Genomic DNA, 26,491 nt, shown 5'->3' on the forward strand with positions numbered 1-26,491 from the left:
TCGTGGACGCCAGCTTGCCCGCGAGACGACGCGAGAGGACGCGAGAGGATCGATCGTGCGCCCCTTCCTGCTGATCTCCCCCGCCTTCGCGCCCCAGACGAGCGTCGGCGCCTTCCGCTGGGTGAAGCTCGCGCGGCACCTGCCGCGCCACGGCTTCCGCGTCGCCGTCCTGTCGGGGACCTTCCCCGAGGATCCGCGCGACGACGGGTTGCTCGCCGCGCTGCCGCCCGAGGTCGAGGTCTTCGACGAGTACCTCGATCCGGCCGTCCTCGCCGCGGGCGCCGCGCTGCGCGCCCTCCGCGCGCGGGCGCCGCTCCCCGCGGGGCGCGCGGGGCCGCTCGTCGGGCTCCGCCCGTTCCAGGCGATCACCGACCGCTGGATCGCGCACGCGCCGCGCGGGGCGCGCGCGGCCGTGGCCCTGGCCCGCCGCACCGGCGCGCGGGCCGTCGTGGTGAGCGCCGGGCCGTACTCGGCCTGCCCGGTCGGCCTCCACGTGAAGCGGACGCTCGGCGTGCCGCTCGTCCTCGACATGCGCGACCCGTACTCGCTGCACGAGACGGGGAGCGGGCCGCCGTCCGGCCTGGCCGAGCGGGCGCGGCGCGCCATCGTCCCGCGCCTGGAGCGTCGCTGGCTCGAGGGCGCCGACCACGTGATCTTCAACACGCGGGCCGCGCTCGAGGTCTACCGCGCGCGCTTCCCCGAGCTCTCGTCGAAGTCCTCGTTCGTGCGCAACCACTTCGATCTCGCGCTGTACGCGCCGCCGCCCGTGCCGGAGCCGCCCCGCCGCTTCGTCGTGCTCCACCTCGGCACGATCCGCGAGGAGGCCTCGGCGGACCAGATAGGCGCCGCGCTGCGGCGGTTCATCGACCGCGAGCGGCTCGCGCCCGAGGACGTCGTCCTCCGGCAGATCGGCCGGATGTCCGACCACGATCGCGCCTGCTTCGAGCGCATGGGGCTCACGCCGTACATCGAGGCGCTCCCCCCGGTCCCGCAGCGCGACGTGCTCGGCGAGCTCAGGCGGGCGCACGTGCTGCTCGCGATGCTCAGCCCCCACGTCGTGCTGCGCGTCTCGGCCAAGACCTACGACTACGCCGCGTCGGGGATGCCCGTCGTCAGCGTGACCGCGAACCGCGAGGTCGAAGAGCTCCTCTCGTACCGGAGCGACAACGCGCGCGTCGCGCCGGACGACGCGGACGGCATCGCCGCCGCGCTCGCGCGCCACCTCGCGCGCTTCCGGGAGACGGGCGCGCTGCCGGTCCCGGCGCCTCCGCCCGCGGAGCTGTCGTCCGAGGCGGCCGCCGCCAGCGTCGCCGCGATCCTGGACCGCGTCATCACCGACGCGACCGCGCGTAGCGCCCGCCAGCCTGCTTGAACAGGGTAGCCCGGCGGGGAGGGGGCCGTCGCGCAACCAGCGCCGACCCCGCCCTGCCGTCAGGCACTAGACTGGCGCGCGCCGCGCCGCCTTCACGGCGCCATCCCCCTTCCTCGGAGCTGTGCATGCGCTTTCTCCACCCCGAGCATGACGAGAGCCTGGAGCTCGCGCTCGAAGACGTGTTCCTGACCCCCGGGTACTTCGCCGGTGGCTCCCGCCTCGAGACCGACCTGCGCCCGGCGGACTTCCCTGGCGGCTCGCACCCGATCGTCTCGGCGAACATGAACGCGGTCACCGGCAAGCGGATGGCGGAGACGATGGCCCGCTTCGGCGGCCTCGGCGTGCTCCCGCAGGACATGGATCTCGACACGGTCGAGCGCATCGTCCGCCACATCAAGCGCGCCGACCCGCGCTACGACACGCCCCTCTCGGTCTCCCCGCGGGCGACGCTCCGCGACGTGCACGGCATCATCCGCAAGCGATCGCACGATATGGTGGTCGTGGTCGACGACGAGCGGCGGCCGATCGGCATCGTCACCCACGCCGACCTGCGCGACCGGGATCAGTACACGCCCGCGTCCGCGCTCATGTCGCCGCGCCTCATCACCATCCCGGCCGGCACGCCGAACCGGACGGCCTTCCTGCTGATGGAGGACGCCCGCGTGAAGGCGGTCCCCGTGCTCGACGGGGACGGGCGGCTCCACGGCGTGCTGACGCGCGACGACGCCGTGCGGCTCGAGCTGCTCAAGCCGACGCTCGACGGCGGCGGCGAGCTCATGGTCGCGGCGGCGATCGGGATCTCCGCGCAGGCGGCCCAGAGCGCCGCGCGCCTGCTCGAGATCGGCGTCTCTGCGATCGTGCTCGACACCGCGCACGGCCACCAGCGCCGGATGATCGAGGCGATCCGCGCCGTGCGGGGCGCCGTCGGCGACGCCGTCCCGCTCGTGGCCGGCAACGTCTGCACGGCGGAGGGCACGCGGGCTCTCATCGAGGCGGGCGCCGGCATCGTGAAGGTGAACGTCGGCCCCGGCGCGATGTGCACGACGCGCATGCAGACCGGCGCCGGCCGCCCGACGTTCTCCTCGGTGCTCGCGTGCGCCCGCGAGGCGCGCCGCCACGGCAAGCGCGTCTGGGCCGACGGCGGCGTCCGTCACCCGCGCGACGTGGCGCTCTACCTCGCCGCCGGCGCCTCGCGCGTCATGGTCGGGACGACGCTCGCCGGCACGTACGAGAGCCCGGGCGACGTCATGGAGGACCGCGACGGGCTGCTCTACAAGGAGAACTACGGCATGGCGAGCGCCCGCGCGGTCAGCGAGCGCACCGCGGACCTCGACGCGTTCGAGCGCGCCAAGAAGGCCTTCTTCCGCGAGGGCATCTCGACGTCGCGCATCTACATCCACGAGGGGCGCGAGAGCGTCGGCGCCATCCTGATCGAGATGATCACCGGCGTGCAGTCGGCGTGCACCTACGCCGGCGCGGCGAACCTCGACGAGCTCCACGACAAGGCCGTCATCGGGGTGCAGACGCTGGCGGGCTACGGCGAGGGCAAGCCGCATGGAATCGAGCGGCGTTGAGCGAGCTGCGTCGATCGAACGGCGCTGATCGCGCGGCGTTGACGTCGCGCGACGCAGCGCGCGACGCGCTCATCGCGCCATGCTTCCCATGCGCGCGAGCCGCGGCGCGGGATGACGGAAAGGTGACGTGACTTCCACCCGGGCAGCGACGAACCTCCGGCTGCTTACCGTCGAGGTCCTCCATGCCGAACGCACCCGCTCCACGTTTTTCCGCCGCGCGCCGCGCCGTTCGCCGGTTCGTCGGCCGCACCTGGTTGTCCGTGTTCGGCTGGCGCGTGGAGGGCATGGCGGAGCTCCCGTCGAAGGCGGTGATCATCGCGGCGCCCCACACCTCGAACTGGGATTTCCCGTTCACGCTCGCGGTCAGCTACGTGCTCGACCTCGAGTTCTCCTGGCTCGGCAAGCACACGCTCTTCGAGCCGCCGTTCGGCTTCTTCTTCAAGTGGCTCGGCGGCGTCCCCGTCGACCGCCGCGACCGGAACAACCTCGTCGCGGCCGTGGTCGACGTGCTGAAGGAGCGCGACGAGCTCATCCTGATCATCGCGCCCGAGGGCACGCGCTCGCGCACGAAGCGCTGGAAGACGGGCTTCTACTACGTCGCGCTCGGCGCCGGCGTCCCGATCCTCCTCGGATACCTCGACTTCCCCCGCAAGCGGGGCGGGATCCTCCACGTGTTCCACCCGACGGGCGACATCGAGGCCGACATGGCGGCGATCCGCCGCCTCTACGAGGGTATCGAAGGAAAGCACCCGGAGCGGATGAGCGAGATCACGCTCGGCGCCAGGGGTGCTCCGGCGAACGGGGCCGTGCAGCACCCCTGAGCTCGGGTCGGCAGCGCGCGAGCCGCGTGCGCGCCGCCGGGTGCGCTCGTCAGCGCAGGGACGGCGCGCGAACCGACGAGGCGGGCCCCGCCGTGATCCTCGTCGTCAGCACGCCCGCGAGCGCCCATTCGAACGCGGAGCGGTCGGTGTACACGTTGAAGCGGCCGCCCGTGGCGAGGTTGGCGACCGTGACGCCCATGGCCACGAGCCCCGGCCGCACGAGGATATGGACCTCCTTCAGCTTGCCGGGGTTCCGCAGGTGCCACGCCGTGAGCCTGGCCCGGACGTCGCTGTCATAGCCGGTGCCGAGCTCGAAATCGTCGAACACGACCGGGTGCACGCCCGCCTCGACGAGGGTCTCCAGGTGCCTGATCGCCGGCTCGATGAGATCGAGCGACGCGTACCCCTCGAGGCGCCTCGTCACGACGTCGGACGCCGGCGTTCGAACATCGAGGACTCCCCGCCCGGTCGACCAGCGATCGCCCCGAGCTCCGAGCCGTGTGTGTGCCAAATCCATCTCGATTTCGAGACTTTAGTCTATGGGCGGCGCTCCGCCACGCGATCCGTCCGATCCGCTCCGTTCCCCGACGCCGGGGGCGTGAGCTGCGCTCGCGGACGGCGCCTCGCCGGCCGGGCGCGCGAGGCGGCGGGGTTTCCGGCGCGTCGAGCACGTCCGGCGGGCCAGGCCGCCTCCTGCTGCGTCGAGCGCCGTCGGCGTGGCCGAAAGCGGCTATGATGCCGCGGCGGTTTCGGCCGCCGGCCGGTGCTGGCGGCTCGCGAGGCGTCTTCGCCCGCAGCAGAGAGACGAAGGAGGAGCTACCGAGATGAGAGGACATGTTTCCAGGGTGCTGCGGCTCGCTGTCGTGGCGTTTGCGTGCGCGCTGATGGCGGGCTGCGGCGGCCCGCTGCGCTACACGCCGCAGGGCATGGGGAAGGCGCCGGGCGCGGACGCCGTGATCATCGCCGACGTCAACTTCGACGCGGCCATGACCCGCCTCGACATCAACGTGAAGGACCTCCCGCCGCCCGATCGCCTCGACTCGAGCGGCACCGCCTACGTCGTCTGGGCGCGCCCGGACAGCGACTCGCCCTGGCAGCGGATCGGCGCGCTCACCTTCGACCCCGATGCCCGCACCGGCAAGCTCAAGGACGTGAGCGTGCCGCTCACCCGGTTCGAGCTCGTCATCAGCCTCGAGAAGACCGCCAATCCCGGGTCGCCGTCCTCGGAGCTCATCTTCAAGCAGGACGTCGAGTACTGACGCGGCGGCTCCGCCGGGGGTGCATCTTCGCAGTGCTGCTCGAGCCGCTCCCGGCGGGCGAGTCGCAGCCGTCTGGCGCGACCCGCGGCGCCAGCGACATCACCGTGACGCCCCCCGCCCCTCGTGATGCTGTCGAGGCGTGATGGTCGCCCGTCTCATCGAGGCGGGCGCCGGCCGTCGGACCCGGCGGCGACATGTCGGCGCCGCCCACCGTGCATCACGTGAATGCCCGCGAGCGCCGGTGCATCGAAGTGCGGTGAGTGAAGATTCTCCTCCTGTCGCAGTGGTATCACCCAGAGCCGATCGCGCGCCCCCATCTGCTCGCGGAGGCGCTGGCCGAGCGCGGGCACCAGGTGACGGTGGTGACCGCGTTCCCGAACTACCCGCATGGCCGCACCTATCCGGGGTACCGACAGCGCCTCTGGGACGTGGAGCACGCGAGCGGCACCAGGGTGATACGCCTCCCGACCTACCCTGATCACAGCCGATCGCGCGTGCGGCGGACGCTCAACTACGCGAGCTTCGCTGCCTCGACCGCGCTGCTCGGGACCGCCCTCTCCGGGCCGGCGGACGTCGCCTGGGTCCACAATCCCCCGCCGAGCCACGCCCTCGCCGCCTCCTGGCTCGCCGCGCTCCGCCGGATACCGTGGGTCTATGAGGTCCAGGATCTGTGGCCCGAGACCGCGGCGGCCTCGGGCATGCTCGACAACAGGCTTGTATTCGCTGGCATCGATCGCGTGAACCGCGCCCTCTTCCGGCGCGCTGCGGCGATCACCGTCATCAGCCCGGGGCTCGAGCGCGAGCTCTCCCGCAGAGGCGTCTCCACAGACAAGGTGCACCTGATCCCGAACTGGGCCGACGATCGGATCTACAGGCCGGTCGAGCCCGACCCGCAGCTCGCAGCGGAGCACGGGTTGTCAGGGCGGTTCGTCGTCCTCTTTGCCGGCAACATGGGCTCTGCCCAGGCCCTCTCCAGCGTGCTCGACGCGGCCGATCGGCTGCGCGACCTCCCCGACGTGCGGTTCGTGATGGTCGGGGACGGGAACGACGCGCTCAGGCTCCGGGGCGAAGCTGCGGCGCGGGCCCTCTCGAACGTCGTCTTCATCGGCCAGCAACCCCATGAGCGCATGCCGCATTTCTTCGCGCTGGCCGATGTGGTGCTCGCGCACCTCCGGCGCGATCCGCGCTTCGAGATCACGATTCCCTCGAAGATCCCGGCCTACATGGCCGCGGCCAGGCCGGTGCTCGTCGCGGCGGGCGGGGATCCAGCGGATCTGGTGCGGAGCAGCGGGGCGGGGCTCGCCTGCGAGCCCGAGGACCCGGCGGCGCTCGCGGACGCCGTGCGGCGGTTTCACGGCATGACGCCGGAGGCGCGGCGCGCGATGGGGGAGGCCGGCCGGCTCTATTTCCTTCGCTGGTTCACGCGCGAGCCGCTCGTGCGTCGTTATGAGGAGATCTTCGCGCGCGCAGCGGGTGAAGCATCGTCGTGAGGACGCCGGCGCCCTCGGGCGCCGGCGCGAGGCTGGGGGGACCGAAGGACGCAATGCACCGGGGCATTGCGGTGAGCATCGTTCCATGGGCGAGACGACAGGCACAGCGGTGGGCACCATGCAGGGTTACAAGGACCGGCGGATCATCGTGACCGGTGGGGCGGGCGCGATCGGCGGCTCGCTCACGGCGGCCCTGGCCGACGCGGGCGCGGAGGTGATCGTGGTGGACGACCTCTCCTCCTCCTCCCGCTGGGGCGTCCCGGCGCGGCGCAACGTGCGCTTCGTGGAGGGGAGCGTCGTTGATGACGGCTTGCTCGCGGCGGTGTTCCGGGAGCAGCCATCGCACGTCTTCCACCTCGCCGCGCTGTTCGCGAACCAGAACTCGGTGGACAACCCGGAGCGCGATCTCGAGGTCAACGGCCTCGGCACATTGCGGGTGCTGCAGCACGCGCGGCGCAGCGGGGCGCAGCGCGTCGTCTTCGCCTCGTCCGGGTGCGCGCCCTACGGCAGCGACCCGCCGCGGCCCGTCCACGAGGAGCACCTCGCGCTCGATGTCCACACGCCTTACCAGGCCACCAAGCTGCTCGGCGAGCTCTATTGCAATTATTTTTGCGGTCATCCGGCCGGCCACGAAGGGCTGAGCACCGTGCGGGTCCGCCCCTTCAACTCGTATGGTCCGGGCGAGGTCCCTGGCCGATACCGCAATGTGATCCCCAACTTCGTCTACTGGGCCCTGCGCGGCGAGCCGCTGCCGATCACCGGGACGGGAGAGGAGACCCGCTCGTTCACCTACGTGGGTGACATCGTCGATGGCTTTCTCCGCGCGGGCACCGCGGCGTCCGCCTCGGGCGAGGCGTTCAACCTGGCGTCGGGCGAGGAGATCGCCATCCTCGACGTCGCGAGAGCCATCAACGAGTTGACGGGCAACCGCGCCGGCGTCCGGTTCGTCGAGCGCCGGGCGTGGGATACGCAGCGCCGCCGGGTCGCGTCCACCGACAAGGCCCGTCGCGTCCTCGGCTTCGAGGCGCAGACGGGCCTGCGCGATGGGCTCGCGCGCACCGTGGCGTGGTTCCGCGAGCGCTGGGCCCAGATCGAGGCCGACGCGCGCTTCTAGGGACATGCGCGTCGCGCTCTGGGGCCCCCTCCCGCCGCCCGCCGGCGGAATCACGCGGTGGATGCGGAACTACCTCGACGCGGCGGCAGCGGCGGGCATCGAGGCGGACGTCATCGACACCTCGCCCCGAGCCGCCTCGACCGATCCGACGAGCAGGCTTCGCCCCGCGCGCGTGGTCCGCGCGGGCGAAGCGCTGGCTGCGCTTCACCGGCTGCTCGCGCGACGCCGGCTGGATGTCGTTCATCTGTGCACCACCCTGTTCTGGGCGACCGCGCGCGACGGCCTCGCGGTGGAGCTGTGCCGCCGCGCGGGTGTGCCGGCCGTGCTCCACCTGCGCCTGTCGCCGCAGATCATCGCCTGGCATCGGGCCCTGCCGTGGCCGGCTCGGCAGGCCGTGTGCGCCGTGCTGGGCCGCGCCGCAGCGGTCATCACGCTCTCGGAGGAGCTGCGGTGTTACGTGCAGGCCTTGGTTCCAGGGGGCCGCGTCCTCCGGATCGCGAACCCGGTCGACACCGGCGGCTTCCACCCCGCCGCCGCGCCGCGCTCGCCCGGCCAGCCGCTGCGGGTGCTCTTCGCGGGGCTCGTCACGCCGCAGAAGGGGGTCCTGGAGCTCGCGCGGGCCGTGCTGGCGGTCGAGGGCCTGACCCTCGCGCTGGCGGGGTCGCGCGACGCAGGCGGCGCTGCCGGCCCGTCCCGCCGCCTCGACGAGGCGCTCGCGGAGCTCGAGCGGCAGGGCCGCCTGAGCCTGCTCGGCGAGGTGCCCGAAGACGCGATGCCCGCTGTCTACCGCGACGCGGACGTCTTCTGCCTACCGAGCCATGGCGAGGGGCTGCCCAACGCGTTGCTGGAGGCGATGGCCAGCGGCCTGCCCTGCGTCGTCACGCCGGTCGGCGCGGTGCCGGAGGTCATCCAGGGCGAGGGCGGTCGGGTGGCCCTCCTGGCGGCGCCGAGAGACGAGGACGCGCTGCGGGGCGCGCTCCGCTCCCTGCGCGACGACCCTTCCCTGCGGGCGCAGCTCGGCGAGGCCGCGCGCCGGCGCGCCGTGCGCCGCTATGCGAGCCGGACGATCATGGCGGAGTACGCCGCGCTGTATGCGCAGCTCGCAACGGCCGACGCCTCGCGTCCCGAGCCCCGGGACGAACATCACGGCTGAGCGGGGCCGTAGACCGCGGTTCGAGGTCATGGCGGCGGCCGTCTCGGGTCGCAAGATCTTCCCGCCGCCGGTGCGCTGCACCCTCCCAGGGCGGCAGGCAGCGCGGAGAGAAGCAGGCCCGAAGCGACAGCAGAGACCGAAGCGCGGAGCAGTTTCATCATGATTGGCCGCATGGTTCCCTGGCCCCGGCTCCCTCATCGAGGGATTGCGTGGCCGCCGGAACACCTAGGTCGCAGACGCCGGCTGTTCGGTCGGAGAGTAGCGGATCACCATCACGGTGACGTCATCACGCAGCTGCTGCCCCGCCATGGGGCCCACGAGGCCCTTCACGATGGCGCTCGGCGACATCCCTTGCGCAGCGAGCGCGCGGAATCGCTCCGTCAGCCCCCGGGTCTCCAGCATTCCGCCGTCGGCGGTGACAGACTCGGTGAGCCCATCGGTGTACAGCAGCATCGTGTCCCCGACGCCGACCTCTATCACATCATCCCGGAGCAGCGCCGTGATGTCGTCTTCGATGCCGATCCACATCCCCCTGGTCTCCACCACCTCTACGGTGTTGGAGAGCGCCCTGTGGATCAAGATGTCCAGGTGAAGGCCCGCGTAGCGGACCGTGCCGCGGCCGAGCTCCAGCGCGACGATCGTCATGTACTGATCGGGGCTGACGCGGATCAAGTTCTCCCGGACCGCGCGGTTCGCCCGGCTCAGCACGACCGCCGGCGTGAGAGGCTCGCCGTCGCGCGGCGACGTCGTAAGGATGGTCCGTACGGCGGTCTGGACCATCATCATCGTCAGGCCGGCGGTGACGCCATGGCCGGACACATCGCCGATGAGGACCCAGCTGCTCCCGCCCGTCTGGACCACGTCGTAGTAGTCGCCGCCGACGCTCTCGGCCGGCGTCATCAGGGCGGCCATGTCGTAATCCTTCAGACGACTCTGCTGCGGCAGGAGCACCGTCTGTATCTTGCGCGCGAGATCCATCTCGCTCCACAGCTCCGCGACGAGGCGCCTGAGCTCGGCGGTGCGCTCGGCGACGAGCGCTTCGAGGTTCTCGTTCGCGCGCCTGAGGTCCTGGGATGCGGCCTCCAGCCGCCCGTAGAGCATCGCGTTCTCGAGGGACACGGCGGCTTGGGTCGCGAGAAATTGCAAGAGCCCGCACCGCGCAGGGCTGAACGCCTCCGCGGTGATGCTGTTCTCGAGGTACAGGACGCCGGTGAGCTTTCCGCCCTGGAGCATCGGAGCGCACATCACCGACTTGGGCCGAGCCTGAGTGAAATATCGGTCAGACGCGAAGCGCATGTCGCGGTGCGCGTCCGTGAGGACCGTCAGCTCGCGCGTGCGCGCCACGTAGCGCACGAGCGACTCCGGGACCTCCGAGCCGCCCCGCAGCGCACGGGCGTCCAGCGTTATCGTATCGGGATCGATGGTCATGCTCGCCTCCAGGGTGAGCACCCCGGCGCGATCGAGGATCAAGCATCCCCGTCGAGCTCCCGCGTTCTCGAGCAGCGTCCGCATCAGCCGCGCGAGCAGCCGATCGATGACGAGCTCCGTGGAAATCGCCTCGGTCGCGCGGATGGCCGCCGTGAGGTCGAGGCTCTCGCGTGATCGAAGCGTGCTGGAGGTCTGGCTGGTCGTCTGGCTGGTCGTCTGGCCAGTCGTCCGGCCGGTCGTTCTTTGCAAGCTCGCTGCCGTCTCGTCTGCTGGATTGAGCGGAGATGAGAGCGCCGCGTTGCTCCGGAGCACGTGAGCGTACTTCGACCTCAGCTCCTCGACCTTGCACGTCGCCCCCCAGCGCTGGTACGCGTAGATCGCCTCGGCCAGGTAGGCGCTCGCCACCCTGTTCCTGCGCTCGTCCAGGTGAAATCGGCCTGCCAGCTCGTTGCCGATGGCCTCGGCGTGCACGAAGCCATGCTCCTGGGCGAGGGCTATCGCGCGATCGTAGAGATCCAGCGCGCCCTCGATGCGCCGCTCGATCCGCGAGATCTCCGCCTGCGCGAGCGCAGCGCGGTGCGCGAAGTTGGCGGGCGAGGACAGCGCCCAAGCTTCGAGCGTGGCAGCGTCGGCACGCAGGCGATCCAGGAGTCCGGCGCGCTCTTCCGGGGCCGCGGTGCGGGTCAGCTCGGCCAGGATCAGAGCCCGATAGAAGACGTGGTCAGCGTGATAGAAGAAGCCAGGGACCAGCTTGCAGCTGTCGCTGGTGGCCAGGGCATCTCGGAAGCGGCCAGCGAGATACTGGGCGGTCGTCTTCGCGACCCCGTAGATCGCCAGCGTCGGCGGCGGCGTAGAGGCCATGAATGTGCTCTCCTCGAAATCCGCGCTCTCCAGGGTTGCGGGGTGTCGAGTCTGGCCAGTCAGCGCACGGATGGCCTGTTGGGCGACCTTGCAGATGCCCTGGTTGACGACGTCACCCGTCCTGTCCGCGAGGTCGCGGGCGGTCAAGAGGCTGTCCTCCAGGTCGTGCAAGCTCTCGCCGGCGTACATGCGATAGTACAGGATGAACGCAGCGCAGTAAGAGGCGTAGATCTGGTCGCCCATCTCGAGGCTGATTCTCAGCCCTGACCGCAACACCTCCAGGCTGTGCGATATGTGTTGACGCCAGTGGGCGATGAAGACCCCGAAGAGGAAATGAACCTGACCCTTGCTGGCTGGACTGCCGCCACGGGTAGCTAGCTCGAGGCCCAGCCGGCCGAAGCGAAACGCGTGCTCCCGGCTCCCCGTGATGGCGAGGTGGACGATCGCGTACTGCGCATAGAAGAAGCCCGCGAGCGGCGCCGTGCCCCGACGGAGCAGCTGGACTCCCTTGAGTACGAGCAGGAAATGAAGCTCTGGAATGGCCTGGAACGCTGCTGGAATGCTGGTGGCCAGGGTGTGGAGCACCGCTAGCTCGCGGGCGTCGCCCATCACCGACACCGTCTCCAGAGACTCGATCTCCGACCCCGCTATCGCAGATTGATACGCTCCGAACTCGGCGCCGATCGCGGCGCCGAGGGCCGCCTTGTCTGCCAGCGGAGGCAGCTCCACGTCCAGGAGTCGCAGCGCGTCGATGCCCTTCGCGCACGCGACGTCGAGCCTGCCCGTGTTGGTGAGCAGGAGCACCTCGAGGTTGCGCCCCATGACCCGATCCACCACCGACCGCGCGTTCCGCTCCACGACCTCGAGCAGCCTGAACGCGGAATCCAGGTTCCCGGTGAGGTACTCGCACTCCGCCATGGTCAGGTGAGCGGCGCAGACGACCTCGTACTCTTCAATCCACCCCGTCTCCCCGAGCACGTCGAGCGCCGCCCTCAGGTAATGCGCCGCCGCGTCGGGCGCCGCTCGAGCGCGCGCCTTGCGGCCGGCGTTCAGATTGAAGCGCGCGAGCCCGCGCCTCTCGGCGGGCTCGACGATCAGGCTCGCGCCACGGTTCAGGTGATCCACGATCGCGAACAGCTCACGATCGCCCGGATCTGCGCCGCCGCGCTCCCGCAGCAGCCGACCGATGCGCAGGTGGATGGCGTCCCGCTCCTCCGGGCCGAACAGCGAGTAGGCCGCCTGCTGGACGCGATCGTGCGAGAAGCGGAACGCGGCGTCGAGCGCGCCGTCGACGATCCCTGTCGCGTCGTGATGAGCGTCGGCCCTGTAGCGGTATTTGCCGTCCAGCGAGGCGATGAACCCCTGGCGCAGCGCTTCCCAGAGGTGGTCCGCCACATCGCTGTGAGAGCGCTGAGACACGGCGGCCAGCGTGGCCATGTCGAAGCTATGCCCCACGCAGGCGGCGAAGCGCAGCACGTCCTGGCTCGACTGCGGCAATCGCCGCAGCTCGGACACCATGAAATCGATCACGTTGTCCGTCGCCAGCCGTTCCCACACCCGCGCCGTGTCCCACCTCCAGGCGAGGTCCCCGTGGTCGAAGCGCAGCAGGCCGTCCCGGTGCAGCGCGATCAAGAACTGCGCGAGGAAGAAGGGGTTTCCGCGGGTCTTCTCGAACAAGGCAGCGCTGAGCCCGCCCACCGCCTCGGCGCCGCACCCGAGCGTGTCGCCGAGGAGGTCCGCGATGTGCGGCTGGCCGAGCGGGCCGAGCGTGATCTCATGCCTCCTGACGCCGGCCTGGCGCAGCTCCTGGAGCATCAGAGACAGCGGGTGCGCGGCGTCGATCTCGAGCTCTCGGTAAGCTCCGATCACGAGCACGTGGCGCGCGCCGGCGGCCGTCAGCACGTGCTGCAAGAGCCGGGTCGAGCTGGCGTCCGCCCACTGCAGGTCATCCAGGAAGAGCACCAGCGGGTGCTCTTCAGCCGCCAGCGCACGGAGAAAGCTCAAGAAGACATGTTCGAAGCGGCGCTGCGACTCGGTCGGACCGAGCGCTGGCACGGGGGGATGTTCGCCGACGACGTGCTTCAGCTCGGGGATCAGATCGGTGAGGAGAGCCGCGTTCGGGCCGACCGCTTCGAGGATTTCACGTCGCCGCTGCTCGAGCACGCCCGGGGGCTCCGCGAGCACGGACCGGACGAGAGCACGGCAAGCGCGGGCGATCGGGCCGTAGGGGACGCTCCGCGCCAGGGAGTCGAACTTTCCTGCGCCGAAGTACGCCCGGCCGAGGATGTGCTGGTGCAGCTCCTCGACGAGCGCGGATTTCCCGACGCCCGCCTGTCCGGACAGGAGGACGAGCTCGCTCCTGCCCTGCCTGGCGCGGCCGAAGCTCTCCAGGAGCGCTTCGAGGTCGCGCTCGCGGCCATAGAGCTTCTCGGGGATCGAGAGCTCATCGGATCTGTCGCGCTGGCCCAGACCGAAGACCTCCGCCGCGCCAGCCCCCTTGACCTGATCCAGAATTTGCTGCAGATCGTGCTGCAACCCAGCTGCGGTCTGGTATCGCTGCTCCACGGACTTGCTGAGCAGCTTGAGGATCACGTCCGACAGGACCGGCGGCAAGTCCGGCCTGGATGCCAGGGGCGCCCTGGGGCTGCGAGCGATGTGGCTGTGCACCAGCTCCAGCGGATCGCTGGCGTCGAAGGGCAGCGCGCCGGTGAAGAGCTCGTACAGGGTGACCCCGAGCGAATACAGGTCGGCTCGAAAGTCCACGCTCCGGTTCATCCGCCCCGTCTGCTCGGGCGCGATGTACGCCAGCGTGCCTTCCAGCTGCGTGACCCCCGAGAGCGCGTCGACTTTCTGGGAGAGGCGCGTCGCGATCCCGAAGTCGACGAGCACGATCGAGCTCGGGCCGCCGGTGACGAAGAAGTGATGGGGTTTGATGTCCTTGTGGATGACGTGCCTGCGGTGGACCGCCGCGAGCGTTCGCGCCATGGCCAGCGAAAGCTCGAGCGAGCGCAGCAGATCCAGGCGACCCGATCGAATCAGCTTGTCGACGGACACGTCTCCCGCGTCCTCCATGACCAGGGCCAGGCCGTGCCCGTGCCGCTCCAGTCCGATGGCCTTGACGACCTCGGGCATGTCGAGGCACGTCAACACTTCATATTCATGGCGGAGGCGTCCCACCTCGAGCGCGGTCGGGCGCTCGCTCCTGAGCAGCTTCACCAGCACCGATGCCCCGTCGACGACGCGATAGCCGCGGTACACCTCGGAGCTCTGGGTCTCGCGCACCTTCGCGTTCAGGGTGTAGCGGTCGGACAAGGTGATCATGGTGGATTCATGAGGATCGGTTTCGTTCCAAGATCTGAGCGGTGAGCGCGCCGATGGCCTTGTCGCTCCAGGTCATTGCACCTTTGTCTTCTTCAGGGTGCGCGCCAGAGCCGACATGCAGTTGCGGTGCGCTCGCTGCCAGTCGTTGTCGCGGAAGACGACGACCACGCCGAGGCTCGTCTGATCCAGCAATTTTATCAGGTCCACCAGGGGCTTCACCGTGGCCGAGTTCATGTACTCGAGCTTCGTCAGATCCACCGTGACGACCGTGTTCCTGGTCTTCCCGGTCCAGTCCTCGAAGAGGGGATTGAGGAACATGGCGGGGCTGCGGATGTCGCTGACGCCCGACCACTCGATTCGCGACGAATCGCCGGCCACGGAGATGCGTACCTTCAGCCCGTCGCGCTCAAACGTCGACTCGGTCATGGATTCTCCTGGTGGCTGTCACGGTGACCGTATCGTCTGCGTACGTTGCGTCGAGCGCAAAGCCGCCTTCCATCGCGATCCTGTAGATGCCCACGTTGGCGCCCTCGCGCGGGCTGACGAGCAGCTCCTCCAGCTGTTCGATGTAGAGCTCCGTCTTGTTCGGGGCGCTGCGCAGGGACTCTATCCGGCAGAGCAGTCGATTGACCGACCCTCGATCGGTGCAGCCGTTGATCGTGACGAGTTCGATCCTGTCCTCGGTCAGGCTGAGCGTGAAGCGAATGGCGCGCGCTGCGGGGACCTCCTCGCCGTACTTGATGGCGTTCTCCAGCAGCTCGCAGGCCGTCATCTCTGCCGCGTCCACGAGCGCGCTCGGGTACTGCGCGAGAGCATTGCGCACCGAGGCCCGGGTCGCGCGTAGATTGCTCCATACAGGGCGTAGCGAGGTGCTCAACAGTGGTTGCATCGCCTACGCCTGCATGGATCGAGTCCGGTGGTGGGCAGAAGAGCGCACAGGGGCTCCGCCAGCGGGAACAGCTCGGGGGAGAATCAAATCCAAAGCGGTTCGGAGGAGCAAGGTGGTATCCCGAACGGCCGCAGAAGAGGGAATGAAACCCAGAACGGCCTGGAGATGTCAAGCATCAGCCGGGCGCGTTGCTCGGCAGTGCGAGGGCTGCCTCACATCGGCATGCGGCGCGCCCGACCGCGCTCGCGGGCGGCTCCTCTCACGGTTCACGGTTCCCGGTTCCCGGTGGACGCTCGAGCTCACCCGGCGGCCGGGAGGCGTACGCGGCGGCGAGCTGGCCGCCGCCATGGCGTGGCCGAGGGCCCGGCGCGCTGCGAGCGCCGCGCGTCGCAATAGGGGCTCTCCCGATCCGTTTGGCTGCTGGCGTCCTCTCGATTCCATATCAGTCTAGTGCGCCGATGATCGACCGCCTGCGCGTCCGTCAGGCTCGGATCGAGCCTTGAAGGGACGTCGCCGTTCCCTCCAGAAGCAGAGGAATCGAGGTGTCAGTGCGAGCGGACCTCTTCAGAAGCGCTCCGTTCACGAAGGTTCTGTCGCCGCTCGTCATCGCTGCTGCTTTGACCGCGGTCGACTGCGATCGTCCCCGGCAGGCGCCGGGGCCGGAGGCCGGCGACGGCGGGAACGGCGGGAACGGCGGAGGCGGCGAGGACGGCGGGGGCGGAGGGGGCGGAGCGCCTTGCGTCACGGCCGCGGACTGCCCCGGGGTCGACGGCGCGTGTCAGCTGCGCACCTGCGAAGGCGGCCGGTGCGCCCTCGACGCCGCGCCGCGGGGAAAACCCGTGGGCGAGCAGGTGCTGGGCGACTGCAAGGCGCGCGTTTGCGATGGGCATGGCGCCGTGATCGAGCTCGACGACGACCAAGACGCCTTCTCCGACGGAGACCCGTGCTCGGCCGACGTGTGCGTCGCAGGGGCACCGAAGAACCTTCCGGCGCCGGCGACCACGGAGTGCGGCGGATCCGACGCGACCGGAGCGCGCTATTGTGATGGGAACGGCGCTTGTGTCGAGTGTCTCGTCGCAGGCGATTGCCTGAGCAACATCTGCGTCGAGAACAGCTGCGTCGCGCCCGATTGCGGCGATGGCGCGGTGAACGGCGCCGAGACCGGCGTCGACTGCGGCGGCTCGGATTGCGTGCGGTGCGCGGATCTCGAGGCCTGCCTCACCGGCGCGGACTGCCGGAGCGGGATCTGCGCGGACGGCAGGTGCCGCGCGTCGTCGTGCACCGACGGCGCGACGAACGGGGCGGAGACCGACGTCGACTGCGGCGGACCGGCGTGCTCGCCTTGCGCCACCGGCAAGGCGTGCGCCGCGGACGGCGACTGCCTGGGCGGCCGCTGTTCAGGGACGACGTGCCTCCCGTCGTGCACCGACATCGCCCGGAACGGGGCGGAGACCGATATCGACTGCGGCGGCCCCGCGTGCGTCGGGTGCGCCGCCGGAATGCGCTGCGCCGCCGGGCGCGATTGCCTGAGCCACGTGTGCAGCGCGGCAGGCACCTGCGCCGCGCCGGTCTGCGGCGACGGCGTGGTCAACGCCGCCGCCGAGGCGTGTGATGACGGCAATACGAGCACCACGGACGCGTGCCTCACCACGTGCGTCGCCGCCTCGTGCGGGGACGGGTTCGTCCGCGCCGGCGTCGAGGCGTGCGACGACGGAAACGCGAGCAACACCGACGCCTGCCCGACGAGCTGCGCGCGCGCGGTGTGCGGGGACGGGTTCGTCCATGCCGGCGTCGAGGCGTGTGACGACGGGAACCGGAACGCGGGCGACGGGTGCAGCCCAGGGTGCCTCCTCGACGGCTGCGGCGACGGCGCGATCCAGGCCGGCGAGGAGTGCGACGACGGCGACGCCGACAGCGCCGACGGCTGCCCGATCACCTGTCGCGCCGCGAGGTGCGGCGACGGCTTCGTGCGGGACGGCGTCGAGGGCTGCGACGACGCCAACACGTCGAGCGGCGACGGCTGCAGCGCGAGCTGCGTCGTGGAAGCGCGGTACACCTGCCGGGGCACGCCGAGCGTGTGCACGTACTCCAAGGAGCGCAACTGCGGCGACGCGGCGGACGATGACCTCGACGGCGAGGCGGACTGCGCCGACCCGGACTGCGCGCTCGGCTGCGACGATGCCGTCGGCGCGTGCTCGCCCGGGCAGGTGCTGTGGGTGCAGTCGTCCACGGACATCCCGAAGACCGTCACGGATCGCGCCGTCGCTGCCAGCGTCCTCCCTGTCGTCTCGAGGGGCGCGATCCGGCGCGTGACGCTCGAGCTCGACATCGCGCATTCGTTCGACGGAGATCTCGATATCTCGCTCACCTCTCCGGCTGGCGCGACGGTCGATGTGTCGAGCGACAACGGCGGCTCCGGCGACAACTACCGGAGGACCGTCTTCGACATGGGCTGCGCGACCGCGGTCACGGGAGCGATGGCGCCGTTCCGCGGCTGCTTCCGCCCGGAGTCGTCGTTCGCGGCCTTCCTCTCGGGGCCGGCGAACGGCGCGTGGACGCTCCGGGTCGGGGACGACGCCGGGTCCGACTCCGGTACGCTGACCGCGTGGTCCCTCGCGCTCTGCATCGACCCGTGATCGCAGGGCGGCGCGGCGCGCGCCGTCCGCCACGCTGTCCGCCGTGCGCGTCGCGAGGGCTGCAACCAGGGTAGGCGCGGGCAGTCGCGGCCGCGCCCGGCCGGCCCGATCGGCCGGGCTCGCCTGGCGTGGTCTCCCGTACCGGCGGCCTTCGATCCATGCCAGGGTGCGCTCGTGCCCTGGGTCCGCGCATCGCTTCGAGGTCAATCCGTCTATGCTCGCGCCGACGCCGCCGGCGCCCTGGTCGCGGAGGAGGGCGGCGGCGTCGAGATCCGCTACAAGCCGCACGACGGCCGCAGATACAAGGCGCGCGCCGACAACCTGACCGTGGTCGACCCGAAGGTGTTGCCCGACGACACCTGTGGGCCTGCGGAGGCGGTCGTGAAGGCGCGCGCCGGCGAGCAGCCCGAGGGGGGCGCGGCCGCCCCGGCGCCTGCCGGGCGCGCGCAGCGCAAGGCGCCGGCGCGGGGGGATGCCGGCGCGGCGCCCGTCCCGGAAGGGGCTGTCATCGTCTACGCGGACGGCGCGTGCTCGGGGAACCCGGGGCCCGCGGGGCTCGGCGTGGTGATCATCGACGGCGGCCGGCGGATCGAGCGCAGCGAGTTCCTCGGCACCGCGACCAACAACATCGCCGAGCTGACGGCCATCCTCCGCTCGCTCGAGGAGGTGGACGAGCCGGGGCGGCCCATCGTCATCCACACGGACAGCCAGTACTCGATCGGCGTGCTCCAGAAGGGGTGGAAGGCGAAGGCGAACGCCGAGCTCATCGCCTCGCTGCGAGGCGCGCTCGCCGCGCGGCCGCGCGCGCGCCTCGTGTATGTGCCGGGGCACGCCGGCGTGCTGCTCAACGAGCGCGCCGACGCGCTCGCGCGCGAGGCCGTCCGCGAGCGCGCCTCCCGTCGGACGGTGTACCCCGGCTCCGGCTGAGTCCGGGGCAACCCGGGCCGCGCGGGGCCGGAAACGCGTGGAACCGCCTGGGGCCCAGTGGTAGAGGCGCGCGATGCGTGTTCCGCTCCGCCTCGCCCTCGCCGGGCTCGTCGCCGCCGCCGCCTTCGCCTCGCCGCTCGCCCACGCGGTCGTGAGCGAGCGGATCGTCGCCGTCGTAGGCGATCGCGCCATCCTGCTCTCGGATCTGCGGCAGCGGGCTCGCCCCTTCCTGCTGCAGATCCAGGCCCGGGTCCCGCCGGGCGCGCAGCAGGCGGCGGCCGAGTCCCAGGTCTTCCGCGATCTCCTCCAGAAGATGGTGGACGAGGAGCTCGAGGGCCAGGCCGCCGAGAAGGCCAATATCCGCGTGACCTCCGAGGAGATCGAGAATGCCTTCCGGAACATCGCGGCCGCGGAGCAGATGACGGTCGAGGAGCTGTTCCGGACGGCGCGGGCGAGCTCGGGGCTCACCGAGCAGGAGTACCGCGACGAGATCCGCCGGCAGATCCTCGAGGGCAAGATGCTGCAGCTCCGGGTGAAGGGCCGCGTGCGCATCACCGAGCAGGACGTGCGGTCCGCCTTCGATCGGCTGGTGCGCGAGGAGCGCCGGCGGCGCGACTACCACCCGGCGTGGATCGTCCTGCGCGTCCTGCCCGGCTCGAGCGCCGAGGCGCTCGAGGAGCGCCGCGCGCTCGCCGCCGCGCTCGCGGAGCGCGCGCGCGGCGGGGAGGATTTCGCGGCGCTCGCGCGGCAGTTCTCGGACGACACCGCGACCCGCGAGGAGGGCGGCGACCTCGGCGTCCGCGCGCCGCAGGGGACGCAGGCCGCGGCGACCGGCCAGCGCGAGGTGATGGCCCCGGAGCTCGAGGCCGCGCTGATGGCGATCGAGCCGGGCGGCGTGACCGGGCCGATGCGCGCGGGCGACGCGTTCGTGGTCATGAAGCTCCTGAGCCGCCAGCCGTCCCGCTTCACGACGCTCGAGGCGGCTCGCCCGGAGGTCTTGCAGCGGCTGCAGGCGGAGATCATGACGAAGGCCAAGCAGAAGTGGCTCGACGACCTGAAGCGCGGGACGCACGTGGAGGTCCGGCTCTGACGCGCAAGGGCGAGCGGGGCGCGGCGCGCGCGGGCGGCGCGCGCGGCGAGGGGGATGCGGTCGTCCCCGAGTGCACCGCGTGCGGCACCTGCTGCTTCTCGGCCCTGCCGGAGTACGTCCGGGTCTTCGGCTGCGACCACGATCGCATGGACGATCGCGCGCGGGGGCTCACGCGCTTCATCGGCAACCGCTGCTACATGCGCATCGAGGACGGCCGCTGCGCCGCGCTCACGCTGGACGCGGAGCGCGGCCGTTTCCTGTGCTCGATCTACGAGGTGCGGCCCGACTGCTGCCGCGCGCTCGAGCGCGGCAGCGGCGCGTGCCTCGGCGAGCTGCACGAGAAGCGGGAGCGGCCGCTCCTCGCGCTCGAGGCGCTCCGCCGCCGCGCGGGCGGCGCGAGCGGCGAGGGAGACGCGGGGGGCGCAAACGGCGCGGGGGCGGGGGGCGGCGCCGTGTAGGTGGGCGGCCGGCGCCGCCGTCAGGGCGACGCGTCCCTGTCCTCCACCGGCGGCGCGCCTGCGTCGATCGCGCTGCGATCGATCCGCATGCTCACGTCGAGCGTGACCGTCTGCCCCTCGGAGACGGTGATCGTGCGCTTCTCCTCGGGCGCGTTCGGGTGCCGGAACGTGACGTAGTGCCGTCCGGCCTGGAGCGGGATCGCCCGCGCCATCGGCGTCACGTCGATGAGCTCCCCATCGATGACGACCTCCGCCCACGGCCTGGCGAGGACCTTCAGGTAGCCGCGCTCCTCCGAGCGCGCGCCGGGCTGCCTGACCTCGGCGCTGGGCGGCTCCGCGACGTCGTGCTGGCGGAGGCTGAGCTCGATGAGCGCGCCGCCCGCGACGACCAGCGCGAAGATGCCGACGAGCCGCCCCACGTCGGGCGCGAGCGACGGCGCGCTGCGCTGCTCGGCCGCGGGGCGCGCGGAGGGCGCCTGAGCGGGCGGCAGCTCGTCGCCGCCGAGCTTGGCCGCCGAGAGGGCCCTCGCGATGAGCGCGCGCGGCTGCGGATGGCCGCGCTCCGCGAGCTCCTCGGCCAGGGCGTCCGCGACGGCGCGGCCGCTCTCGTAGCGTTGCTCCGGCTCTTTCTCGAGGCACCGGAGCACCACGCGCTCCAGGCCGCGCGACACGTCGGGCACGAGCCCCCGCAGCGGCTGCGGCGGCGCGTTGCGGATCCGGTGGGCGACGGCCCTGCCCTCGGCCCACCGGTCCTCGTCGCGCCCGCGCGGCGCGCCGGGCGCGCCCGACGCGCGGTTCGACGTATGATTGGCATCCTCCGGCCCCGCCTTCGGCTCGTCGAACGGGCGCACGCCGGTGAGCATCTCGAACAGCACCACGCCGAGCGTGAAGACGTCCGCCTGAGGCCCGGGCTCTGCCCCGAGGATCTGCTCCGGCGCCATGTAGTCGGGCCGCGCGAACGTGTCGCTGCCCTCGAACGGCTCTGGCAGCGAGGGTTGCCGGCCGTCGGACGCCGCCGCGAACTCCAGGATCTTCACGCCGCCCGCGGGCGTGACGATGACGCGCTCGGGGCGCAGCTCGCGGTGCACGACGCCCCGCTCGTGCGCGTGCCCGAGGCCGCGCGCGATCTCCAGCGCGATGGCCGCCGCGGCACCCTCCTCGAGGCGGCCAGCGCGCGCGCACAGGGCCGCGAGCGTCGGCCCCGAGAGCGGCTCCAGCACGAGCCATATCCGGTCCTCGTCGCGCTGGAAGTCGTGGATGTCGATGATGTTGGGGTGCCGGATGCGCGCGAGGATCTTCGCCTCGCGCTCGAGGCCGGCCGCGAACGCGCTCGCGGCCGACACCGTGGGCTTGAGCGTCTTGATCAGCGCCGCCCGGCCGAGCCCGACGTGCTCGGCCCGGTACGTCACGGTGAGCGCCCGCGACGAGACGGCCTCGCGCAGGATGTACGGGCCGAGCTGCCTCTGGTCGGCGCCCACTTACCGCTGTCGGACGCGGAGCGTGCGCCCCGTCATCGCCGCGGGCTGCGGGAGGCCGAGGATCTCGAGCATCGTCGGCGCCACGTCGCAGATGCGGCCGCCGGACCGGAGCACGATGCCGGGGTCGTTCTTGTTCAGGTAGTAGAGCGGCACCGGGTTGAGCGTGTGGGCCGTGTGCGGGTTGCCGTGCTCGTCCTTCATCTGCTCGCAGTTGCCGTGGTCCGCGGTGATGATCAGCGCGCCGCCGGCCTCGCGCACGGCGTCCCCGATGGCGCCGAGCCCCTTGTCGACCGCCTCGTTGGCGTGGATGGCGGCCTCGAGGATGCCGGTGTGCCCGACCATGTCCGGGTTCGCGAAGTTCACCAGGATGAAGTCGTACTTGCCGCTCTTGATCGCGGCCACGACCTCGCTCGCGACGCCCGCCGCGCTCATCTCCGGCTTCTTGTCGTAGGTGGCGACGTCGCGCGGCGAGGGCACGAGCTTCCTGTCCTCGCCCGGGAACGTCTCCTCGCGGCCGCCGTTGAAGAAGTACGTGACGTGCGCGTACTTCTCGGTCTCCGCGCACCGGAGCTGCGTGAGCCCGGCGCGGGCGATCATCTCGGGGAACGACTCGGTCACCTCGTCCTTCGGGAACGCGACCGGCAGCTTCAGCGCCGCGTCGTACTCGGTCATGCCGCTGTAACAGTTCTCCTGGAAGGCGAAGACCGGCTTGCCCCGGTCCGAGAGGAGCTCCAGCACCTCGGCCGGCAGGTTCCGCCGCGTGAGCATCGCCGAGATCTCGCGCATGCGGTCGGGCCTGAAGTTGACGGAGAGGCCGACCTCCTCTCCCTGCCACTCCCAGCGGGGCTCCTTCGAGGCGAAGTCGGCCACGAAGTCGCCCTTGATGCCGTTATAGTCGCCGATGCGGACGGGCTCGACGAACTCGTCCGTCTTCCCGGCCGCGTACGACTGCTGGATCGCGTCGAACGCCGTGTCGGCCCGCGGCGCGTCGCCGCGCACGATCGCGGTGTAGGCCTTCATGACGCGGTCCCAGCGCTTGTCGCGGTCCATGGCGTAGTACCGGCCCGAGATGGTGCCGATGACGCCGATGCCCTGGAGCGCCTCCTCGATCTTCTCGACGTAGCCCCACGCGCTCTTCGGCGGCGTGTCGCGGCCGTCGAGGAACGCGTGCAGGACGAGGGGTACCTCGTGGAACTTCGCGAGCTTGATCAGCGCGAGGAAGTGGTCGAGCGACGAGTGGACGCCGCCGTCGGAGACGAGCCCGAAGAGGTGCACCCGGCACTTGCGGTCCTGCGCGATCCGGAACGTCCGGTCGATGATCTCGTTCGAGCCGAGCTTGTTCTCGGCGATCGCGACGTCGATGCGCGAGATGTCCATCAGCGCGATCCTCCCCGCGCCGAAGTTCAGGTGGCCGACCTCGCTGTTGCCCATCTGCCCCACCGGGAGCCCGACGTCCGGGCCGCTCGTTCCGATCAGCGTCCTCTCGGAGTCGCGCTTGATCGCGTCGAGGTTCGGCATCGCCGCGAGGGCGATCGCGTTCTGGTCCTTTTCTTCGCGCTCGCCGAATCCATCGAGGATGCAGAGGACGAGCGGACGGGGGCGTTGCGTGGGGGAGGGGGCTGCTTCGCTCATGGCGGCGGAATCTACAACGAACCCGCGGCGATCGGAGGGGGGCTGCTCACGGATTTTCGCCTGGCGAGCCGCCGCGCGCGGCGTGCATGCTAACATCCGACCATGTCCGATTGCGCCCGTCGCGCCACGTACCAGGATGTGCTTGACACGCCGCCGAATCAGGTGGCGGAGGTCCTGAACGGCGTCCTCCACGCGACGCCGCGGCCCTCCGTGTCCTCCCGCAACGTGACGTCGGTGCTCGCGGGCGAGCTTTACCTGCCATTTCGTCGGGGCATCAAGGGGCCTGGCCGGTGGGCGCTGCTGGTCGAGCCCGAGCTGCACCTCGGCACCGATCCGGACATCGTGATCCCTGACATCGCCGCGTGGCGCCGCGACCGGATGCCGCAGATCCCGATGCGGAACGCGGCGATCTTCCTCGCGCCCGACTGGGTGTGCGAGGTGATCTCGCCGTCCACCGAGGCGCTCGATCGCCGCGACAAGATGGAGATCTACGCGCGCGAGCTCGTGGCGCACTACTGGCTGATCGACCCGCGGCTCCGGCTCCTGGAGGTCTACCGCATCGACGGTGGGCGGTTCGCGCGCGTGGGCGCGTGGGAGGGTGACGTCACCGTGCGCGCGGCGCCGTTCGACGCCGTGGAGATCGAGCTCGGCGTTCTTTGGCAGGAATAGCGCAGGAATAGCGCAGGAATAGCGCAGGACCTGCCGTCGCCGGTCGGCGTCGAGCCGCGCGCCGGGCGAGGTGCGTGAGCTCCGCTTTATCGTGATTGTCACCCCGAGATCGGGGAAGCGACGACCGTCCGCCGGACGCAGCCGGGGCGTGCGGCTTGCATGGGTGTTGAGGACACTCGGCCATGTTCAGCGCTCGTCATGAGCAGCCGTCACACGGGGGGATGAACATGAAGCGCATCAACATCATCGGCCTGCTGGCCGCGCCGCTCGCATGCCTCGGGGCAGCGCAGCTCGCCTCGGCCGCACCCACGACGCCCGTCGAGGAGCTCGTCCTCATCGCGGAAACACGAGCTCCCGTCGCCGCGGATGCAGCCGACGCTCGTCCTGCACGCCAGCGGCCCTGGTACGGTCACTGGTACGCGTCCTGGTATGGTCATTGGTACAGGCCCTGGCATGGGTACTGGCACGGTCATTGGCATGGTCATGGTCATTGGCATGGTCATGGTCATTGGCATGGTCATGGTCATTGGCATGGTCACTGGCACGGTCATTGGCATGGTCTCTGGTACGGGCACTGGCGGTGACATGACCGGCGGCGGTCCGATGGGGGGCCTCGCCCCCTCGGCCGGCGGACGCCCGAGGGGGGGCAGGACGGATCGCTGAGGGCGCCGGCGCCGCGGCAGGAGAGCGGGACGGGCGGCCCTCTCCCCGTCTCGCTCTTGTCGGTCAGGTTCGCGGGCGCTCGCAGGCGGGCACACCCGGAGGGAGCTGCATGGAGGGAAAGCGGAACAGCCGGAGTCACGCCGCAGCCCTGGTCGCCGTCGTGGGCCATCTAGGCCTCGTCGTCATGGGGGCTCTCCAGATCCATCCCGAGGGAGACGGCTGGCTTGCGCGGGCGCTCGCGGTTTACGGCGCGCTCTCCGGGGCCGAGAGCGGCTATGCCTTCTTCGCGGACAGCATCACCCCGCTGCCCAGGGCCAGCTTTCACGTCTCGGATGCCGGCGGTGCGACCCTCACCGACGCCCTCGAGTCGGGCGCCAGCCGCGAGACGGAGATACGGATACTGAACCTCATCACGCCTTTCTTGAGCGTGGAGGACCCGACGATCCAGCGCTCGATCGCCGCCTCGTGGGCGGGCAAGGTGCTGGCGAGACACCCCGCGGCCGAGAGCATCCTCGTCCGACTGGAGACGTGCGATCTGCCGTCGATGCGGGAGTACCGGGAGGGGAAGCGGTCCAGCTGGAACCTGCAGTACGAGGCGAAGTTCATGATCCGCGCGAAGCTCCGGGCCTCTCGAGAGGCGAGCGGGGGTGCGCGGTGAAGGACCCTCCGATCGGCCTCCGCGGGGCGGCCGCAGGCGGCGAGCCCGCGCGCGTCCTCCGCGCGATCGAGCGCTTCGCGCTGGCGCCGGCCTCGGCGGCGCCGCTCGCGGCCCTCCGCATCGGGCTCGCGGCCGTGCTCTTGCTTCAAGCGGCGCTCGTCGCGCCCGCGCTCTTCGAGCTCTACGGCCGGTCCGGGATCCTCCAGGGGCCTCTGCGCGACGTGTTCGCGAGGACCGATCTGCCACGCATCGGCTGGGCGGTGGAGCTCCTTGCCCCGCTCGGGATCGGGGAGGATCCGGTCATCGTGGGCACGGGGGTGATCTACGTGGTTGCCCTCGCCGCGCTCCTGGCCGGTTGGTGCACCAGGGCCGCGGCCTCCCTGGCGTGGCTCACCCACCTGATGCTGGTGACGACGGCGAGCTCCACCGTCTATGGCGTGGACAGCTTCGCCAGCATCTTTCTCTTCTATCTCCTCTGGATGCCCTCGGAGGCCGCCTTCTCCATGGATCGCCGGCTCGGGCGCGTGCGGGGAGGGCCCACGCCGGCAGCCCGGCTCGGGTTGCGCGTGGCGCAGCTGCACCTCTCGTTCGCTTACCTCGTCAGCGGGCTGGGAAAAGCAGCGGGCGAGGCGTGGTGGGACGGCGAGGCGATCTGGCGTTCGGTCATGTTGCCGGAATACCGGCAGTTCGACCTCTCGTGGCTCGCCGGCGCCCCCTGGCTCGCGGCGGTCGCCGGGTGGACGGTGCTGCTCGTGGAGATCGGCTATGGCTTCCTGATCTGGCCGCGCCGCACGCGGCTGCCCTGGGTCGTCGCCACCGTGGCGCTGCACGCCGGGATCGCCTTGTTCATGGGGCTCCTCGTGTTCGGCGCCCTCATGGCGGTGCTCACCATCGCCGCGTTCGCGGTGCCGAGCGAGCCCCCCGGGCCTGCGGCTCCGGCTGGCGCGGCGCCAGGGTGATCCTCGCGTCCCCCCTTCTGGCGAACGGCGCCCCCGGAT

General features: G+C 71.2%; 20 protein-coding genes. 14 read left to right on the forward strand and 6 right to left on the reverse strand.

The window, feature by feature from the left end; translation table 11 throughout:
• Positions 1 to 55: 55 nt before the first annotated feature.
• The 3 genes from WME82_RS05880 to WME82_RS05890 all read left to right on the forward strand — a co-directional run bounded on the left by WME82_RS05880 (position 56) and on the right by WME82_RS05890 (position 3,767).
• Complete coding sequence (locus tag WME82_RS05880; protein WP_438042016.1) at positions 56 to 1,372, forward strand: glycosyltransferase; 1,317 nt, start codon at positions 56 to 58, stop codon at positions 1,370 to 1,372.
• 125 nt (positions 1,373 to 1,497) lie between these two features.
• Positions 1,498 to 2,946: a GuaB1 family IMP dehydrogenase-related protein gene (locus WME82_RS05885; RefSeq protein WP_437744523.1), complete on the forward strand. Its 1,449-nt coding sequence runs from the start codon at positions 1,498 to 1,500 to the stop codon at positions 2,944 to 2,946.
• A gap of 182 nt (positions 2,947 to 3,128) precedes the next feature.
• Positions 3,129 to 3,767, forward strand: coding sequence for a lysophospholipid acyltransferase family protein (locus tag WME82_RS05890; protein ID WP_437744524.1), 639 nt, complete (start codon positions 3,129 to 3,131; stop codon positions 3,765 to 3,767).
• Between the two features lie 49 nt (positions 3,768 to 3,816).
• On the opposite strand, the gene WME82_RS05895 is transcribed toward WME82_RS05890, so the two are convergent.
• Entirely contained in the window at positions 3,817 to 4,284 is a 468-nt protein-coding gene (locus tag WME82_RS05895; RefSeq protein ID WP_437867452.1) for a hypothetical protein, read from the reverse strand.
• Between the two features lie 307 nt (positions 4,285 to 4,591).
• Here WME82_RS05895 and WME82_RS05900 point away from each other — a divergent pair, with 307 nt between their 5' ends.
• From WME82_RS05900 to WME82_RS05915, 4 genes are all read left to right on the forward strand, one after another.
• Complete coding sequence (locus tag WME82_RS05900) at positions 4,592 to 5,026, forward strand: hypothetical protein (protein ID WP_438042017.1); 435 nt, start codon at positions 4,592 to 4,594, stop codon at positions 5,024 to 5,026.
• A 260-nt stretch (positions 5,027 to 5,286) separates the two neighbouring features.
• On the forward strand, positions 5,287 to 6,516 hold the full coding sequence (locus WME82_RS05905; RefSeq protein ID WP_438042018.1) for a glycosyltransferase family 4 protein: 1,230 nt from the start codon (positions 5,287 to 5,289) through the stop codon (positions 6,514 to 6,516).
• Between the two features lie 85 nt (positions 6,517 to 6,601).
• Positions 6,602 to 7,630 (forward strand): NAD-dependent epimerase/dehydratase family protein, encoded by a 1,029-nt coding sequence (locus WME82_RS05910; protein ID WP_437867473.1) that lies wholly within the window; start codon positions 6,602 to 6,604, stop codon positions 7,628 to 7,630.
• 4 nt (positions 7,631 to 7,634) lie between these two features.
• The gene (locus WME82_RS05915) at positions 7,635 to 8,783 is read left to right on the forward strand and encodes a glycosyltransferase family 4 protein (RefSeq protein ID WP_438042019.1); all 1,149 of its coding nucleotides are present in this window, start codon (positions 7,635 to 7,637) and stop codon (positions 8,781 to 8,783) included.
• Between the two features lie 225 nt (positions 8,784 to 9,008).
• Here WME82_RS05915 and WME82_RS05920 read toward each other — a convergent pair whose 3' ends face one another.
• From WME82_RS05920 to WME82_RS05930, 3 genes are all read right to left on the reverse strand, one after another.
• On the reverse strand, positions 9,009 to 14,393 hold the full coding sequence (locus WME82_RS05920) for an AAA family ATPase (RefSeq protein ID WP_438042020.1): 5,385 nt from the start codon (positions 14,391 to 14,393) through the stop codon (positions 9,009 to 9,011).
• 72 nt (positions 14,394 to 14,465) lie between these two features.
• Positions 14,466 to 14,819, reverse strand: a complete 354-nt coding sequence (locus WME82_RS05925; protein ID WP_437744532.1) for a hypothetical protein — start codon at positions 14,817 to 14,819, stop codon at positions 14,466 to 14,468.
• Positions 14,800 to 15,165 (reverse strand): hypothetical protein, encoded by a 366-nt coding sequence (locus tag WME82_RS05930; protein WP_438042021.1) that lies wholly within the window; start codon positions 15,163 to 15,165, stop codon positions 14,800 to 14,802. The genes WME82_RS05925 and WME82_RS05930 overlap by 20 nt, the downstream gene beginning before the upstream one ends.
• A 659-nt stretch (positions 15,166 to 15,824) precedes the next feature.
• On the opposite strand from WME82_RS05930, the gene WME82_RS05935 reads away from it, so the two are divergent.
• From WME82_RS05935 to WME82_RS05950, 4 genes are all read left to right on the forward strand, one after another.
• Positions 15,825 to 17,918, forward strand: a complete 2,094-nt coding sequence (locus WME82_RS05935) for a DUF4215 domain-containing protein (RefSeq protein WP_438042022.1) — start codon at positions 15,825 to 15,827, stop codon at positions 17,916 to 17,918.
• Between the two features lie 174 nt (positions 17,919 to 18,092).
• Positions 18,093 to 18,845: a ribonuclease HI gene (locus WME82_RS05940; protein ID WP_438042023.1), complete on the forward strand. Its 753-nt coding sequence runs from the start codon at positions 18,093 to 18,095 to the stop codon at positions 18,843 to 18,845.
• A gap of 73 nt (positions 18,846 to 18,918) precedes the next feature.
• Complete coding sequence (locus tag WME82_RS05945; RefSeq protein WP_438042024.1) at positions 18,919 to 19,935, forward strand: peptidylprolyl isomerase; 1,017 nt, start codon at positions 18,919 to 18,921, stop codon at positions 19,933 to 19,935.
• Complete coding sequence (locus tag WME82_RS05950) at positions 19,887 to 20,393, forward strand: YkgJ family cysteine cluster protein (protein ID WP_438042025.1); 507 nt, start codon at positions 19,887 to 19,889, stop codon at positions 20,391 to 20,393. The genes WME82_RS05945 and WME82_RS05950 overlap by 49 nt, the downstream gene beginning before the upstream one ends.
• 20 nt (positions 20,394 to 20,413) lie before the next feature.
• Here WME82_RS05950 and WME82_RS05955 read toward each other — a convergent pair whose 3' ends face one another.
• Both WME82_RS05955 and gpmI read right to left on the reverse strand, forming a co-directional pair.
• Entirely contained in the window at positions 20,414 to 21,871 is a 1,458-nt protein-coding gene (locus tag WME82_RS05955; protein WP_438042026.1) for a serine/threonine protein kinase, read from the reverse strand.
• Positions 21,872 to 23,503, reverse strand: a complete 1,632-nt coding sequence (gpmI, locus tag WME82_RS05960; RefSeq protein WP_438042027.1) for a 2,3-bisphosphoglycerate-independent phosphoglycerate mutase — start codon at positions 23,501 to 23,503, stop codon at positions 21,872 to 21,874.
• A 102-nt stretch (positions 23,504 to 23,605) separates the two neighbouring features.
• Between gpmI and WME82_RS05965 the strand changes: the two genes are divergently transcribed.
• The 3 genes from WME82_RS05965 to WME82_RS05975 all read left to right on the forward strand — a co-directional run bounded on the left by WME82_RS05965 (position 23,606) and on the right by WME82_RS05975 (position 26,452).
• Positions 23,606 to 24,172: a Uma2 family endonuclease gene (locus WME82_RS05965; protein WP_437744540.1), complete on the forward strand. Its 567-nt coding sequence runs from the start codon at positions 23,606 to 23,608 to the stop codon at positions 24,170 to 24,172.
• A 772-nt stretch (positions 24,173 to 24,944) separates the two neighbouring features.
• Positions 24,945 to 25,493 carry a hypothetical protein gene (locus WME82_RS05970; protein ID WP_437744542.1) on the forward strand — a complete coding sequence of 183 codons (549 nt, stop codon included), beginning with the start codon at positions 24,945 to 24,947 and terminating at the stop codon, positions 25,491 to 25,493.
• Positions 25,490 to 26,452: a hypothetical protein gene (locus tag WME82_RS05975; RefSeq protein WP_438042028.1), complete on the forward strand. Its 963-nt coding sequence runs from the start codon at positions 25,490 to 25,492 to the stop codon at positions 26,450 to 26,452. Before WME82_RS05970 ends, WME82_RS05975 begins: the two co-directional genes overlap by 4 nt.
• The last annotated feature ends 39 nt before the right edge of the window (positions 26,453 to 26,491 follow it).

This window comes from Sorangium sp. So ce128 (genome assembly GCF_051525245.1).
Lineage (GTDB): Bacteria > Myxococcota_A > Polyangia > Polyangiales > Polyangiaceae > Sorangium > Sorangium cellulosum_B.